Raw genomic sequence first — 15,283 nt, forward strand, 5'->3', positions numbered from 1 at the left:
TCGATGGCTGACAGTCGGCAGAACCCATTGATTCTCGTGGTCCACGGCCCCAACCTCAACATGCTGGGAAAGCGAGAACCCGAGCACTACGGCAATCGGACCCTGGAGGAGATCGACGCCGCCCTGCATGCCAAGGCCGCAAAGCTGGGACTTGAGATTTCCACGTTCCAATCCAACCACGAGGGAGCGATCGTAGAGTCCATCCAAAAGGCCGTCGGGCGCGTGCAGGGCTTGATCATCAACCCGGCCGCTTTCACCCACACCAGTGTGGCCATCCGGGACGCAGTCCTGATCCTGGATGTACCGACAATCGAGGTCCATCTGTCAAACATCCACAAACGGGAATCGTTCCGCCAGCGATCGTATATCGCCGACATCGCCACCGCGCAAATCTCCGGATTAGGGGCTTCGGGGTACATCTACGCCTTGGATGCCCTGGCGCAGCTGATCACCTGACGCCAAGCCATGACCGCCAACTTCAGACAACCGTCGCTAACCGCCGACCGGCCTGCCGCCGGTCGGTTCTCCGCTCTCCAGTCATCCTTCGATCGCCAGGTCCTGCGCGGTCTGTCGGCCGAATGGGAAAACGCCCTGTGGCTGTTGCCCGAATCCCTTCGCGGATCCATCAAACGTCCCCTTTTTGCCATTCGGGACATGCCGGCCAGGCTGGGCTGCTGGAGCCGGAACAAGCGTGAAATCACCCTGAGCCGGGAACTGGCCAGCGGTCACCGCTGGGATGATGTCAAGGAGGTGCTGCTCCACGAGATGGCCCATCAGGTGGCCCATGAAGGCCTGCAGGCCACATCCGAACCTGACCATGGCGACGGGTTCCGAAAGGCCTGCCGCCTGCTGCGCGCCAACCCGGCGGCCTCCGGGACCTATCGCCCCCTTCACGAACGCCTGCGGCGGCAGGAGGAATTGAACGACCGGGATCGCATCGTGGCCAGGATTCACAAGCTCATGGCCCTGGCCGAAAGCAACAACCCAAACGAAGCCCAGGCCGCCATGCTCAAAGCCCACGAGCTGATTTCACGCCATAACGTGGACCTGATCACGAAAGGTCTTGATCAGGATTACCACAGCATCTTCTTAGGCTCACCCCGCCTGAGGCATTTTCGTGAGGCCTACCATCTGGCCCACCTGCTTCAGGATTTTTACTTCGTCCAGGGCGTGTGGATCCAGGCCTGGGTGCTCGAAAAGGGCAGGATGGGACGCGTGCTGGAGATCAGCGGCACCCGGAAAAACGTCCGGATCGCCGATTATATCCATGCGGCCATATGCCGCTACATCGAGGATGCCTGGGCCGAATATCGACGCGACAGAGGCCTGAATCGATATCGTAAAACCGATTTTGCCGTCGGCATCATCGAAGGGTTCAAGGCCACCTTGAAGCAGGCATCCCCAATAGATATTCCGGGCGTTGGCACGCATCTGCCCGCCCGTATCGAAGACCGTGCCCTGGCCCGTTACCTGACCGATCGCTATCCCCATGTCCGATCATTTTCAAAAAGGGGCCCCGGGCACGACGCCCGGGTTCTGGCCGACGGAGCGGAAAGCGGCCGCCGGCTGGTCATCGCCAAAGGCATCACCCGCCGCGATGGATTCAAGAACAAGTGCTTGGATTACAGGAACCACGCCGATGAGGAAAACCCGTCCGCGAAATCCGGACGCTGAAACTGGGGGGACCCGTGAAGGACAAACGATCCAAAGTCAATCGAAAAGCGGTTCATGTGGTCACCATCGGCGGCGGCAGCGGCCAGTATGCCCTGTTGTCCGGCTTGAGGGATCTGAAAGGCATCCGCATCAGTGCCGTCGTTTCCATGATGGACAGCGGAGGCAGCACCGGCCGGCTCCGTGACGAGTTGGGCACCCTGCCTCCCGGTGACATCCTCAAGTGCATCCTGGCCCTGTCTCCCCACCAGGAGACCGCCCGGGTCATCTTTCAGAAACGGTTCAACAAGGACAGGCGCCTCAAGGGGCACAATGCCGGCAATATGCTCTTGACCATGCTCTCGCGCTATACCGGCAGCTTTCCCGCCGGCGTGCAGGCCCTGGCCGAGATCCTTGATGCCCGGGGTGAAATCCTGCCGGTCACCATCGACCGGGCCACCCTGGTGGCGGAGTTGACCGACGGCAGCCGGATATACGGCGAGAGCGCCATCGACACCCCCCGCGGCCACCAGCGCGAAACCATCCGGGATGTCTACCTGGTCCCCCACCACAGTGATGCGATCGCCGTTTATCCGCCGGTCCTCGATGCGATCGCCGATGCCGACATCATCATCCTGGGGCCGGGCGACCTGTTCACCAGCATCATTCCCAACCTCATCGTCCCCGGCCTGCGGGAAAAGCTCAGCACCGTGTCTGCGCCCATTTATCACGTGGTCAACATCATGACCAAGTTTGGTGAAACGAACCACTTCCAGGCCTGCGACTTCATCTCTACCATCGAAGGTTTCACCGGCCGCAAGATCAGCGGCGCCATCGTCAACACGCGACGACCCGATGACCGCCTGCTGAGCCTCTATCGGAAACAGAAAGCCGAATTTGTCAGCGTCGGTTACCCGGATGACGGTTGCCGGCTGATTATGGAAGACCTGCTCGAGACCTCGGGAGACGTCATCCGCCACGACCCTGAAAAACTGGCCGCTCTGATTGAAAGGATCATTGCCGACGGTTCGTCCCAGGTCTGATTGCCGGTTGGCTGGCTACCCCCGCCGCAAGCGACGGAAAAGATACTCGCCATTGAGGTTCACGGCGCCTATTTAAACCGGTTTTACGGGGTTTTTCTCGCGCCATCTGGCCAATATGCCCCTGGCGATCCACAGGTCAGCCGGCGTGGTGATCTTGATGTTGTCCGGGTCTCCGGAGACCACGGTCACCCGCTCGCCGGCAAACTCGGCGATGGAAGCGTCGTCGGTGGCGGCAAATCCGCGCTCGGCGGCCATCTGGTGGGCACGCCGGATCAAGTCGAGGGAAAAGGTCTGCGGCGTCTGGGCAAGACGGATCTGGCCGCGGTTCAGCGTGCCGACGATCACCCCGTTGCCATCCACCTGCTTCAAGGTGTCGGTCGCCGGTATTGCCGGGATGCACCCCCCGGTATCCGCGACGCCGGCAAGGCAGGCATTCATGAGAGACAAACGCACGAATGGTCGCACGCCGTCATGGATCATGACGATGCCCTCGGAAACGCCTATGGCGCACAGCCCGTTGAACACCGAGTCCTGCCGCCGGCGCCCGCCGGCCACCAATTCAACGTCATGCCCCAGGGACAGGGACGCCAACACGTCGGCCCGGCACCGTTCCCGATCATTTTCCGGAACCACGAGAACGATGCGGTCCAGATCGGGGTGCCGGTCAAAAGCCATCAGCGTATGGGCGACAATGGGAAGGCCGCCCAGGCTGAGATATTGTTTTCTCACCGCGGTTTTCATGCGGGACCCGCTTCCCCCGGCGACAATGACGGCGCAGATCATTTCAGGTAGCTCAGCTCGCGGGGAAGCGGCACACCTTTGCCCATGGTGTCTTCCCCGTAATTGACGCCGGCCAGGATCTCTATGGCAGCCAGGGCACGCGTGTCACCCTCGAAAGTCACCTCGGTGATCTTCTCTTTTTGTATTTTTCCGCCGGCCCATTGAATATCCAGTACACTGCTGGCGTCGAAACGGTCCTGGCCCACGACCAGTTCAACCTGCCCTCCGAAATGCTGAACGATCTTGGCCACCAGGAGACTGGGCCGGCTGTGAAATCCCAGCTTGACTGGAATCCCCACGGTAATGGCGGAGCGCTCGATGTTTTCGTTGAGAATTTCCCGCGCCAGTTTCTTTCCGGAGTTGAGATAGTGACAGGCATAGTAAAGGCCGTAGTTGATGGTCCGGTCCAGCAGGATCACCGGATCCACCAGGGACGCCAGTTTGTCCTGGACCCGCTTGTATGTGTTTTTATACCCGGCTTCGTGGAGGTGCCGTTCGTAAAAATGAAGCAACCGCCCCATCATCTGCAGCAAATGGAAGACAATAGAGAAGTAACTTCTCAGCGACTTTAGCTTGCGGTCACCGAACCTGAATCCGCCGTGAATCACATAGGTGTCGAAGGAAGATTGAAGGTTGTGCACCAGCATCTCGAAGCGGCGGATCTGCACCTCGTTCACCGTTTCGGGCACCAGAGCGGCAATCTCCTCGTTTCCGTAGGGTTCGTAAAACCCCATCGGGTCGAAGCTGGCCGCGATCGAAAGAAACTCGCTGGCAATTTTTACGATGTTGCGCTTTTGAACGTCCTTGGCATCATCGTCAATGTCGTATTTGAGCATTTCACTGGTGGTGATACCGGGAAAATCCTCTGACACGAAAGCGTCCGACGGCTTGGCGATGTTCAGCCGAGAGGCTTCGTCGATAATCACGGGAGAAAGGTTCCGCAGGGCTTCGTTTAAAAAGGTAAGGGTTTTCTCCCCCTGTTCACGAAAGACCTCTGTATCCGGTATATCATAGAATATCAGTCGGTTAAGGATATGCTTCTGACAATATGCCCCGAGACTCAGGTGCCTGACCGTGGCGCACAGCTCCCGGTACAGGTACCAGTCCTCGCTGTTCTTGGCCCCGTGGAAGTCGAGGAAGTCTTCAAGCACCTGTGACGTGCTGATCAGCTTGGAATACAGTTTTTTGGTGAATACGTGGTTGGGGGTCTGACGGCTGGAGATATAAATGCAGCATTTCAGGTAGTCTGAAGAGAATATTCTGACCTTTTCGGAAAAAGAAATTTCACAATAGGGATCGTTCACGTAGCGCTCCGTTCATCAACCGGGTTAGCAATCGCATCAGGTTTGACGTCCTCAGCCCATCTACCATCCCCGTGAATGCTTAGAACAGGCACTAGCACCGCCAATCCGCCAGGGACGATTTAACGATCGCTTCCCCCCGGCGCCCGTCAAACCACGGGTAAAGCAGCGCTGCAGAGACGCCTTGGGGGAGGAAGCCGCCCTCACGGGCCGGCAAAAAGGCGTTGGCGGATGGATACGAATTTGCGGCCGGAGCAGCCCGTAAGCCGAATTCTGTTCCCCCGGCCGGTTACCCGGATCGGGGGCAGCGATCATTCATCTGGGATGCCGATTGCCCGGCACCTCGTGCGACCTACCCGGGAGCTTGGACGGGCAGCCCTCGGACGCTCCCCTATTTGGTCTTGCACCGGGTGGGGTTTACCTAGCTTCTCCGGTCACCCGGAGAACTGGTGCGCTCTTACCGCACCGTTTCACCCTTACCCTGCCGTTACCGGCAGGGCGGTCTGCTCTCTGTTGCACTTGCCTTCACGTCACCGCGACTCCATGTTATGGAGCACCCTGCCCTGTGGTGTTCGGACTTTCCTCCAGCTCCCCAAAAAGGAGCCAGCGATCGCCTGGTCTACTCCGACCGCAAATTCATCATCTAGGTTCTTTCCAATAAATAATCCGATGGCAGTGGGGGCAAAACCGTAGCTCATCAAATCGCTGCAGCTCATTGAACAACTGCGCGGGAATGTTCATGTGGCATCCCATGCAGATGGCCTGCTGAACGGGCACCACAGCCAGCCCACGAACCTTCTTTTTCACGTCATCCAGAACGGTGATCACATGGGGATCGGCATGGGCGCTGATCCGGGCCTTCTTTTCGTTCAGCGCTTCAACGGCCTTGCGTTCCCGCATCTCCTTGACGGCAAAGGTTTCTTTCTTTTCGTTGTAGGATTGAATGAAACCCGCCAGTTCCTCCTCTTTGGCCTTGACCGCTGCCTCTGCGGATTCAATGGTCTCCAGATACTCGAGCATCCGGTCTTCGATCCCCGAATTTTTTTTACGGATCTCATCGATCTCTTTCAAGATCGACTGGTACTCTTTGTTGGTTTTAACCGCACGTAGTTTTTCGTTGCTCTTGACGATCATCGCCGCGTTGAGCTTAGCTTCCGATTCAAGATCGCGATAGGCTTTCCTCAGATCGTCAAGGGTCGCTTTTTCGGAGGCGACCAAGGCCTCGCGCTCGGCCACGGCCCGGTCCAGGGCAGCGGCTTCATCGTTCAGGGCATTGACCAGCCGGCCGGCTTGAAGGATCTCCAACTCAACGCCCTGCACTTCTACGAGGATGTTAATCTGTTCTTGAATATTGCTCATGCCTGCCTTTCTCATATCCCGCTTTTGAACCCTTCCCCGCGGCAAGTCGCGGGGAGGGTTCACCGTGGGGATAAAAAAATCGATTTTCAGTCCGCCCGCCACCCCCGCCGCAGGCGACGGGTAAAACGCCCGATGTCGCGGTTCACAGGTAATGAAATGGGTCGCTTTCGGTGTCCACGGGTTCCACGGTGACCGACAGGCCAGCGGCCTTGACGGACTCGCGGAGAAGCGCGGCCAGGACATCGACGACCGGGTGCTCCGATCCGAAGTGTCCGATATCGATGAGCCCGATGCCTGCCTGCTGGGCATCCCTGGCCGTATGATAACCCAGATCCCCACTCACGTAGGCCTGGGCGCCAGCGTCGATCGCCGCAGCCATCAGGCTGGCGCCGCTTCCGGAGCACACCGCCACCGTCTCCACCAGCATGTCCGCCTTGCCGACAATCTTAACCGTCGGGAGGTTCAGCGCACCCTTCAGCCTCTCTGCGAAGGCGTCCAGTGGCAACGGCGGTTCAAGAACTCCCACCCGTCCCAAACCGGCCTGGTTGTCCCGGACAGTCAGGGGATAGGCGTCGTAGGCCATGGATTCATACGGGTGAACCTTTTGCAGCGCCCGCACCACTCCGCTTACGTCCGCGTTGGCCACGAGGATTTCGATGCGGCTTTCCTGGACTTCCGTAAGGGCGCCGGTCTTGCCGACGGAAGGGGACGACCCCGAGCCCGGTAAAAAGGTGCCAACGCCCTCACATCGGAAACTGCAGCATGCATAATTGCCAAGCCGGCCGGCCTCCATGGCGAACAGGGTATCGAGGATGGCTTTCACTCGGTTCAAAGGTACGAATACCACCAGCTTGCACATGTCGGCATCGGCAGGCCCGGCCAGCACACGAAGCTTGTGCAGCCCCATCCGGCCGGCCAGGACATCATTCACACCGCCCGCCACACTGTCCAGGTTGGTGTGAGCACTGTAAATGGCCAATCGTCCGCACAGGGCCATCTCGGCAATTTTGCCCAGCGGAGAATTGCAGTCGATCCGTTTGACCGGTTTGAAAATCAAGGGATGATGCGTGACCAATAGATCCACATCGTTCTCGCAGGCCCTGGAAACCACTTCGGGCAGGGGGTCCAAGGCTGTCCATACTTTTCTTACCGGCCAATCACGGTTCCCGATCTGAAGTCCGACATTGTCCCACGACTCCGCCAGTCGGGGAGGCGCCAGTCGGTCCAGGATCCGTAACAATTGAGCCACGGTTGCTGTCATGCGGTTTACCTCAAGCGTTCAGCTGCCGGCAACGGACATAAAAAAAGGCGCGGTAGCCGGAGTCTATCCACGCCGAATCGCCTTTTATCCCCGCCACCACCAGATGCCGAGATCTCCGGGCGTTATGGGTTGACGAACGGCGCCGGAGTTTTTTTAAGTGGGCCCACCTGGGATCGAACCAGGGACCGACCGGTTATGAGCCGGTGGCTCTGCCAACTGAGCTATGGGCCCGTATCAGGTCAAAAGCGATTGTTGGTCTACCTTTGTCATGGCAAATTGTCAAGCGAATGCAGTCCCGTTCCCTGACGTATCAATTGTCTATGAAACTCTTCAACTTCCGGCTGCGGGTAGGGTGGCGCAGCTTTCTCAGCGCCTTGGCCTCGATCTGCCGGATCCGCTCACGGGTAACGGTGAAGTCCTGACCCACCTCTTCCAGGGTATGATCCGCCTTCTCACCGATACCGAAGCGCATGCGAAGCACTTTTTCCTCCCGAGGCGTCAAGGTCGCCAGCACCTTGCGGGTCTGCTCGGCCAGGTTCATGCTGACGGCCGCTTCTGACGGCAGCATGAATTTCTTGTCTTCGATGAAATCGCCCAGGTGGCTGTCCTCTTCCTCTCCGATCGGGGTTTCCAGAGAAATCGGCTCCCTGGCGATTTTGAGCACCTTGCGGACCTTGTCGATGGGTATCTCCATCTTCTCGGCAATCTCCTCCGGACGGGGCTCCCTGCCGAACTCCTGGACCAGGTAACGGGAGGTGCGGATCAGTTTGTTAATGGTTTCGATCATATGCACCGGAATGCGTATCGTACGCGCCTGGTCGGCAATGGCCCGTGTGATGGCCTGCCGGATCCACCAGGTGGCGTAGGTGCTGAATTTGTAACCCCGGCGATATTCGAACTTGTCCACGGCTTTCATCAGTCCGATGTTGCCCTCCTGGATAAGATCCAGGAATTGGAGCCCCCGGTTGGTGTATTTCTTGGCGATGCTGACCACCAGCCGCAGGTTGGCTCTAATCAGTTCGCTTTTGGCAAATTTAGCCCGCATGCGGCCTTCATCCACGCTGGCCATCACCCGCTTGAGGTTGCGGTTGTTGGCCTTGAAGTCATTTTCCTTTTCCACCAGCTGCTCGGCCATTGAATTCAGGTGGGTATAGATACGCCCCAAGGCCGCTTCATCGAGGTCGGAGTGTTTCTTGGCCCATTTCATGAACTTGGCTTTGGTGGCCAAGTGTTCGCGCAGTTCCCCGATCGTTGCCCCGAATGCCTCTGCGGTAAAGGCCACCAGTTTGTTCTGCGCATCGAACCAGTCGATGAGCCGGCGAATGTGGGCTTCGATTCGGTCGATCACACCGCCTTCCAGTCGCCACCCCTTGAGCAGTTCGAAAATTTTATTGTTGCGCCGCATGATACACCGCCTGACCCGGCGGGCTTCATCGGGTTCCATCTGCTCGGAAAACATGCGTTCACGGTACTGTTGGATTTCATCATTCACCGCCCGGATGCCGGCAATGGTCTCAAGAAAGTTTTCAATCTGAACCATCTCGTCCACATAGGCGTCCCCTTCATCCACATCGCGCAGCACGTGCTTCGGCCGCAGGGCACCCACTTCGATCAGGTCACCGAATTCAAGGATGTATTTGACACCCAGGGAGGTTTCCAAGAGCGCCTTGAGAACGTCCTGTTCGCCCTCTTCGATCTTCTTGGCAATCACCACCTCCCCTTCACGGCTGAGGAGGGTAACCATCCCCATCTCCCGAAGATACATTTTCACGGGGTCAGTAACCGATCCGATGTCCGATACCGCTACGGTCTTGTTGAGCGCCGCTTTCTTTTCGGGGGAGCCGTCCTTGTCGGAAAGGTCGTTATCGCTTTCGATGATCTCGATATCCATGTCGTCGAACATCATCAGGGTGTCGTCGATCATTTCCGAAGACATCATCTCGTTGGGCAGGACCTCGTTGATCTCGTCATAGGTCAGTGAGCCCTGCTCCTTGCCTTTTTCTATGAGCGCCTTGAGCAGCTTCTGGTCGTTCTTCTTGGTCGCTTTCTTGGCTTTTTCCGATTTTCCGTCGGGTGCAGCAGCGTCGCCAGCCACCTTGCTGACAGCCCCGGCTTTCTGTTTGGCCGCCTTCTTCTCTTTCTGCGTGGATGTCCCGTTGCGCTTACTATCGGATTTTTTGGTCATTCCGTTTGCCTCCTGAACCACAGCCGGACATATTGCAGTCCATAATTGGGTCGCGGTAGTCGATAAACTCGTTTTTTATTCCCACGGACGCCGACGGCTGCCAAAAACCGCCGGATGCCATGGCCGGCGGTCACTGGTTCTCGCCGCTGCGTTTTTCAATTGTCCTTCCGGCCTTCTGCTGGATTTCCTGCAAAAGCGCGGCCAGAAGGGTGGCATCGCCGCTTTTTTCCGCGGCCTCGATGCGACTCAGCAACGCCTTGTCCCGACGGCGTATGCTGCTCTCGAACTGGGACATCAGCTTCAGGCAACCGTCCCGGTCCCAGTGCTCATCGGTCAGGGACAGGCGGGCGACCACGGCCTTTTTCGCCGGGTCATCCCAGCGGGAGACCAGGCCGGCGACGTCGCTGTCGTGACCGTCGAAATGGTCGAGTATGCCACGCCCGATTTCTGCCAGCACAGGATCCGAGAAATGATCCATGAGCCGCCGCCGCTTGATATCGGCGATCATCTCCGGGAATTGAAGCATCATGGCCACCACCTGTCGCTCAAGCCGGTAGGTTTTCCCTCGAACCGGGGCCGGTTCCGGTGCGTCAACCTTTCCCGGTCGGCCTTTCAGCCAGGTCGCCCGGGCAGCCGGCTGCACCGTTCGCTGGATTTTCTGCAAAAGGACCGTTTCATCCACGCCGATCCGCTCTGCCAACTGCTTGACCCGCAGCGAGCGTGCAACCGGATCGCCGACCGCCAGGATTGCCGGTTTCAGGTCGTTGACAATGCGGACCTTGCCGTCGATACTCAATCCATGCTTCTCCACAGCCGACTCCACCATGAATGGAATCATACCCATGGATTGTTCAGCCACCTTTAAAAAATCATCGGGACCATGAGCCATGAGAAATGAATCCGGATCATGGCCCTTGGGCAGCACCATGATGCGCGCCTCCAGCAATCCTTTTTGGAAAACCGCCACGCTGCGCTGGGCCGCTTTGATCCCCGCCTGATCAGAATCGTAAACCAGGACAGCCTTGCCCCCCTCGCCCACGAACCCGTTGAGGATCTGAACGTGTTCGGCCGTCAGGGAGGTCCCCAGGGTGGCCACCGTGTTCTCGATGCCGAACTGGTGCATGGAAAGCAGGTCGAAATAGCCTTCAACGACGTATACGGTCTGCGTTTCCCGGCATTTTTGACGGGCCCGGTCAAGCCCGTAAAGGGATCGGCTCTTGTTGTATACCGGCGTTTCCGGACTGTTCAGGTATTTGGGCAATGCATCGTCCATCACGCGGCCGCCGAATCCCACCGGCTGGTTCTGCCCGTTGAAAATGGGAAAGATAATCCGGTTCCTGAAGCGGTCGTAGTGTCCCTGCCCTTTTTTGCGGGAAACGATCAGACCGGCCTGCAGTGCCATCTCGGCGGACTTTTTCCTCGATCGGAAGTGGCGCACCAGGTGATCCCATCCATCCGGGGCAAAGCCCAGTTTGAATTCATCGATCGTTTTGCGCGTCATCCCCCTTTTCAACAAATACCCCTTGGCTTGTTTCCCCCGCTCCTCCGATAGCAGACAATCGCGGTAGAAGGAAACGGCATCGCCATTAAGCGTTAGTATCGTTTCGCGTTCCGTCAACTTTTTTTTCTCTTGGGGGGAAAGATTCCGTGTGGGAAGATCGATGCCGTATCGACCGGCCAGTGACCGGGCCACCTCCGGGAAGGTGAGTCCGCTGTGTTTCATGAGGAAACTGAATACGTTGCCGCCGGCCCCGCAACCAAAACAGTAAAAAATCTGTTTGTCCGGGCTCACGGTGAATGACGGGGTCTTTTCGGCATGAAAGGGGCACAGCCCCAAAAGGTTGCGCCCCGCCCGGCGCAGGGATACGGTCTCCGATACGATGTCAACGATATCGGAAGCATTTTTGATCGCCGTAATTTTGTCGTCAGGAATGTACGCCGCCAAGAAAAGCCGCCTCCATTTCAAATGGATTCGGGTTCAATCATCCTCCGGTAGGACCTGGGCCATCTTCATTCGAAAGAGGGTCACGGGCCAGATTGGCGGTGAAAAAAGCGCCTGAACGCCTGGACTGCGCCGATAGCAACCTTGTGCATAGGGTCGACCTTTATTAAATTTTTCACAATAAATCCCCAGAGGCATTTTGTCAATATATAGTAGCGGCTTTCTGTAAAAACACTGGATAGTCAATAATCATCCCGCGGTCGCTGGAACGCTGAAATCCTCACGGACAGGTGGCCGTTGCCTGCAGCAACCGACTGGCGATCGCGGTCGGGGCAAGCCGGATTGTCTTGCCTGCCGGATTGATCCCGGATTACAGGACCCCTTTTGATGAACGAACCCCACTGCGCTCTGCGTCGATGGATGCCGCCTGTTTGAGCGCCCGGCCGGTGGACTTGTAAACCGATTCCAGAACATGGTGTTCGTTTTCCCCATACCGCACGTTGATGTGCAGATTCATGCCCCCCTTAACCGCAAACGCCCTGAAGAACTCTTTGGCCAACCCCCGGTCGAATTGACCGACGGACTCCAGTGACGGCGGCAGGTGATACACCAGAAAGGGCCGATTGGACAGGTCGATGGCCACTTCGGCCAGTGCCTCGTCCATGGGGGTCACGGCAAAACCGTAGCGGCGGATACCGAAGCGGTTGTCCAGGGCGGTGGAGACGGCCTCGCCAAGAACCAGTGCGACGTCCTCGACGGTATGATGATAATCCACCTCCAGGTCGCCCTTGGCCTGGATGTCCAGATCAAATCGGCCGTGAACGCAGAACAGGGTCAACATGTGGTCGAGAAATGCGATACCGGTGTTGATATCGGCCTGCCCCTGTCCATCCAGGTTCAGTTCGACCTTGACTTGGGTTTCGGTTGTTTTTCGTTCGAGCCGGCAGGTCCGGGTCATGGCGGTTCTCCTTGCCTCATGTACGATGGAATGGGTCAGCGGTCCACGTCCAACGCAATGACGCTGGATCTCTGGGGGATTAGGGTCAGGCGCACTGCAGCAACCTATTACACCACCCGTTGTGTCGTTGCAACCGATCCATCGGCTGATTGGTTCAGCTGTTGCGGTCAAGTGTCAGGGTCAGGCATCTTCGGTGGAATCGGCGGTGTTGTCGATGAGGATCATTTGTTCGTCGGCGATTTTTTCCTCCTCGGGGATCAACTTGCGAAATCGCTCAAAATCGACCCTCCGTTCCGACTTCACCTTGAAGCGGGCATTGTTTTTGATGCTGCGTCGATCGTAGCCGCAGCGGCGCTGCCGGCCGGACCGGGACTCCGGCACCACGGGCCGCTCGAAATTCAATCTGCGGTCATACTGCCGCCGACGGCCGCCGTAATCGATAATTTGAGGAATGTTGAAGGATCTCGACATGGTTGAAAAAATGTTGTGGCTTTTTCGATAATAGATCAGCATGGCTTTTTTAGATTCTTATGTTACCTTTAAATTCGAATGAAAGCAAGCGTTTCGAAAAAGCGCGACCGGATCGGCCGCATGGTTTTCACCGGCAGCGGAAGAAAAAAGGGGTGATCGGGCAAAGCGATGCGCTGCCTGTGCGCAGCAGGCACCCGGCAGTGCAATGGCTGTGTTTTAGTGGGATATCGAATATCTCACCGGGCACGGTCGCTTGCCCGCGGATTCGAAAACATGTCGGCAGCAGTTGGACACGCCTTCTTGTACTTGCTATATGGACACACTGCCCAGAGCGTGTTTATATTGCCCCTGGATGCAGGTGAATTCATCGAGCAGCATCGATGCTTACCGGGTGTGGTTCAGGGCAAAAAAAAACGATGGTAATACCGGCTCACAATGATCAGACGCCGCAAAGACATGGCTTGCCAGCCAGACAAGGAGATCCAATGAAACGTACCGGCCCGATTAAAATGAAAGACGCCGTCAAGCGGGCAACCGACGATCAGGATAAAATCATGCTGCCGGAAGAAACGGTGGCAAAGACCATACAGCGGATGCGCAACATGGATTTGAAAATCCTTGACCGGACCATTCGAATAGACAATGGCCGGCTGGACATACCCGTCTTTTTCAGCACCTGCGGCCACGATGCCCAGGCGGTCATCGGCACTAAAAAGCAGATGGGCAAAGGTGCGACAGCAGCCCAGGCAGAGGCCAGTGCGGTGATGGAACTGGCCGAACGCTTCAGTTTTTTCAGCTTCTACGCCAACCGCGAACACACCCGGTTGGGCACCTACGACCAGTTTGCCGACGAGGCCATCGCCTTCGATCAGATCGCCAAGTCGGTTCACGACGAATCCGTCGATCTTGACGTGTCGAAACGGATTTTTAAATCCCTGCCCCTGAGATGGACCGGCGCCTGGAGTCTGACCCGCGAGAGGGAAGTGCTGGTCCCTCTGAATTGGTTTTACGCCATCAACGCCTTCAACGGCCCGTCGGCCGGAAACTGCGTGGAGGAGGCCCTTTGCCAGGGCATCTGCGAAATCGTCGAACGGCACGTCTCGTCGGTGATCAGCCGCCGCCGGATTTCCACACCGCTGATCGACCCGGCTTCGGCGACCGACCGGCTGGTCCGGGAGATGCTGGGCAAATACGACAGAGCGGGCATCAAGTTGTTCATCACCGATTTTACCCAGGACATGGGGATTCCCTCCGTGGGCGTCCTGGCCTACGATCCGGTCACCTTTCCAGGCAGGAGCGAAATCGTCTGGACCGCCGGCACTACGCCCAGTCCGGAAAAGGCCCTGAGCCGCGCCCTGACCGAGGTGGCCCAACTGGCCGGTGACTTCAACTCCGGCTCCAACTACGTGGCATCGGGACTGCCCAAGTTCACCCGCCTGGAAGATGCCGGTTACGTGATCAACGCCCCCGGCCCCATCCCCCTGGCCGACCTGCCCGACATTTCACACCCGAACATCCGCAACGAGGTGGAAGCCTGCATCCAGGCCATGGCACAACGGGATTTCGAGGTGCTCGTGGTGGACACCATGCATCCCCAACTGGCCGTACCGGCCTTTTACACCATCGTTCCCGGCGCCCACTTCAGAGAACGCGCCGCCGGCACCAGCGTGGCCATGTTCGCCGCCAAGATCACCATGGAGAGCTTCGGCCCGGACGAGGCCATCAAACGGCTGACGGACATGGAACGGCTGCTGCCCGGCAAGTATTTCATCCAGTTCTATCTGGGCAACTGCCACCTGGAACGCGACGACCCGCAAACGGCCCTGGCGCACCTTACCCGGGCCCTCGAGCTGTCGCCGGCTGTCCAGGACATCCCCAGCATCTACTCTTACATGGGGGTCTGCCACAAGGAACTGGGCGATTACGACAATGCGCTCGCCGTGCTGGCCAGGGGTGAAGCACTGGATCCGGAACGCACCGATATCCATAATCTAAAAGGCTTTTGCCACTTCATGCGCAAGGAGCATGAAGCGGCCATCCAAAGCTTTGAGAAGGTCATCGCGCTGGATCCCAGTTCGGCCATCGACTATGCCAACATCGCTTCCAACTACCGGGACATGGGCAAAAATGACGATGCCGTGCGCTACTACCGGCTGGCGCTGGAACTGGACCCGTCGATCGCGTTTGCCCGGGACAACCTGGAGCGCCTTAGCGGCACCACGCCTCCGTAACCAAAAAGTGGTTTCGTGGTTCTAAGTGGCCAGGCGTGGGGTTTGGTGTTTCCCGCCCCCGGGCGTCCTCAGATTACCGTGGTCTTTTCCAGGGCATGCCTT

12 protein-coding genes, 1 tRNA gene and 1 other RNA gene are annotated in these 15,283 nt (G+C 57.9%); 4 read left to right on the forward strand and 10 right to left on the reverse strand.

Translation table 11 applies throughout. The annotated features are described in order from the left end of the window. The first annotated feature begins 3 nt into the window (after positions 1-3). The 3 genes from aroQ to ACZCED_RS06490 are packed head-to-tail and all read left to right on the forward strand — an operon-like array spanning position 4 to position 2,693. Complete coding sequence (gene aroQ, locus ACZCED_RS06480; RefSeq protein ID WP_462971620.1) at positions 4-456, forward strand: type II 3-dehydroquinate dehydratase; 453 nt, start codon at positions 4-6, stop codon at positions 454-456. Between the two features lie 9 nt (positions 457-465). Next, positions 466-1,674 carry a SprT-like domain-containing protein gene (locus ACZCED_RS06485; RefSeq protein WP_464860458.1) on the forward strand — a complete coding sequence of 403 codons (1,209 nt, stop codon included), beginning with the start codon at positions 466-468 and terminating at the stop codon, positions 1,672-1,674. A gap of 14 nt (positions 1,675-1,688) precedes the next feature. Beyond that, a complete protein-coding gene (locus tag ACZCED_RS06490) occupies positions 1,689-2,693 on the forward strand; it encodes a gluconeogenesis factor YvcK family protein (protein WP_464860459.1) in 1,005 nt (334 codons plus the stop codon). Between the two features lie 72 nt (positions 2,694-2,765). Here ACZCED_RS06490 and ispD read toward each other — a convergent pair whose 3' ends face one another. The 10 genes from ispD to ACZCED_RS06540 form a co-directional block, all read right to left on the reverse strand. Further along, on the reverse strand, positions 2,766-3,476 hold the full coding sequence (gene ispD, locus ACZCED_RS06495; protein WP_464860460.1) for a 2-C-methyl-D-erythritol 4-phosphate cytidylyltransferase: 711 nt from the start codon (positions 3,474-3,476) through the stop codon (positions 2,766-2,768). After that, a complete protein-coding gene (locus ACZCED_RS06500) occupies positions 3,473-4,777 on the reverse strand; it encodes an HPr family phosphocarrier protein (RefSeq protein WP_462971616.1) in 1,305 nt (434 codons plus the stop codon). The genes ispD and ACZCED_RS06500 overlap by 4 nt, the downstream gene beginning before the upstream one ends. 244 nt (positions 4,778-5,021) lie before the next feature. Continuing rightward, positions 5,022-5,400: RNase P RNA component class A (gene rnpB / locus ACZCED_RS06505), an RNA gene on the reverse strand. A 13-nt stretch (positions 5,401-5,413) separates the two neighbouring features. After that, on the reverse strand, positions 5,414-6,133 hold the full coding sequence (locus tag ACZCED_RS06510; RefSeq protein WP_464860461.1) for a zinc ribbon domain-containing protein: 720 nt from the start codon (positions 6,131-6,133) through the stop codon (positions 5,414-5,416). Positions 6,134-6,275: 142 nt separating this feature from the next. Continuing rightward, the gene (locus ACZCED_RS06515; RefSeq protein ID WP_462971614.1) at positions 6,276-7,394 is read right to left on the reverse strand and encodes a Nif3-like dinuclear metal center hexameric protein; all 1,119 of its coding nucleotides are present in this window, start codon (positions 7,392-7,394) and stop codon (positions 6,276-6,278) included. A gap of 158 nt (positions 7,395-7,552) precedes the next feature. Further along, positions 7,553-7,625 (reverse strand) — tRNA-Ile (locus ACZCED_RS06520). A 79-nt stretch (positions 7,626-7,704) separates the two neighbouring features. After that, a complete protein-coding gene (rpoD, locus tag ACZCED_RS06525) occupies positions 7,705-9,579 on the reverse strand; it encodes an RNA polymerase sigma factor RpoD (RefSeq protein WP_462971613.1) in 1,875 nt (624 codons plus the stop codon). A 130-nt stretch (positions 9,580-9,709) separates the two neighbouring features. Beyond that, on the reverse strand, positions 9,710-11,524 hold the full coding sequence (gene dnaG, locus ACZCED_RS06530; RefSeq protein WP_462971612.1) for a DNA primase: 1,815 nt from the start codon (positions 11,522-11,524) through the stop codon (positions 9,710-9,712). Positions 11,525-11,891: 367 nt separating this feature from the next. After that, a complete protein-coding gene (gene hisB / locus ACZCED_RS06535; protein ID WP_462971611.1) occupies positions 11,892-12,479 on the reverse strand; it encodes an imidazoleglycerol-phosphate dehydratase HisB in 588 nt (195 codons plus the stop codon). Positions 12,480-12,659: 180 nt separating this feature from the next. After that, entirely contained in the window at positions 12,660-12,992 is a 333-nt protein-coding gene (locus ACZCED_RS06540) for a hypothetical protein (protein ID WP_462971610.1), read from the reverse strand. Positions 12,993-13,435: 443 nt separating this feature from the next. Between ACZCED_RS06540 and ACZCED_RS06545 the strand changes: the two genes are divergently transcribed. Further along, positions 13,436-15,181, forward strand: coding sequence for a YcaO-like family protein (locus tag ACZCED_RS06545; protein ID WP_464860462.1), 1,746 nt, complete (start codon positions 13,436-13,438; stop codon positions 15,179-15,181). Positions 15,182-15,283: the final 102 nt, after the last annotated feature.

The organism is Desulfosarcina sp. (assembly GCF_055467485.1).

Bases quoted from the DNA above. Each gene is read 5' to 3' on its own strand.
- ispD (WP_464860460.1), bottom strand. From the start codon at position 3,476: ATGATCTGCGCCGTCATTGTCGCCGGGGGAAGCGGGTCCCGCATGAAA.
- ACZCED_RS06515 (WP_462971614.1), bottom strand. From the start codon at position 7,394: ATGACAGCAACCGTGGCTCAATTGTTACGGATCCTGGACCGACTGGCG.
- ACZCED_RS06485 (WP_464860458.1), top strand. From the start codon at position 466: ATGACCGCCAACTTCAGACAACCGTCGCTAACCGCCGACCGGCCTGCC.
- hisB (WP_462971611.1), bottom strand. From the start codon at position 12,479: ATGACCCGGACCTGCCGGCTCGAACGAAAAACAACCGAAACCCAAGTC.
- rpoD (WP_462971613.1), bottom strand. From the start codon at position 9,579: ATGACCAAAAAATCCGATAGTAAGCGCAACGGGACATCCACGCAGAAA.
- aroQ (WP_462971620.1), top strand. From the start codon at position 4: ATGGCTGACAGTCGGCAGAACCCATTGATTCTCGTGGTCCACGGCCCC.
- ACZCED_RS06545 (WP_464860462.1), top strand. From the start codon at position 13,436: ATGAAACGTACCGGCCCGATTAAAATGAAAGACGCCGTCAAGCGGGCA.
- ACZCED_RS06540 (WP_462971610.1), bottom strand. From the start codon at position 12,992: ATGCTGATCTATTATCGAAAAAGCCACAACATTTTTTCAACCATGTCG.
- ACZCED_RS06510 (WP_464860461.1), bottom strand. From the start codon at position 6,133: ATGAGCAATATTCAAGAACAGATTAACATCCTCGTAGAAGTGCAGGGC.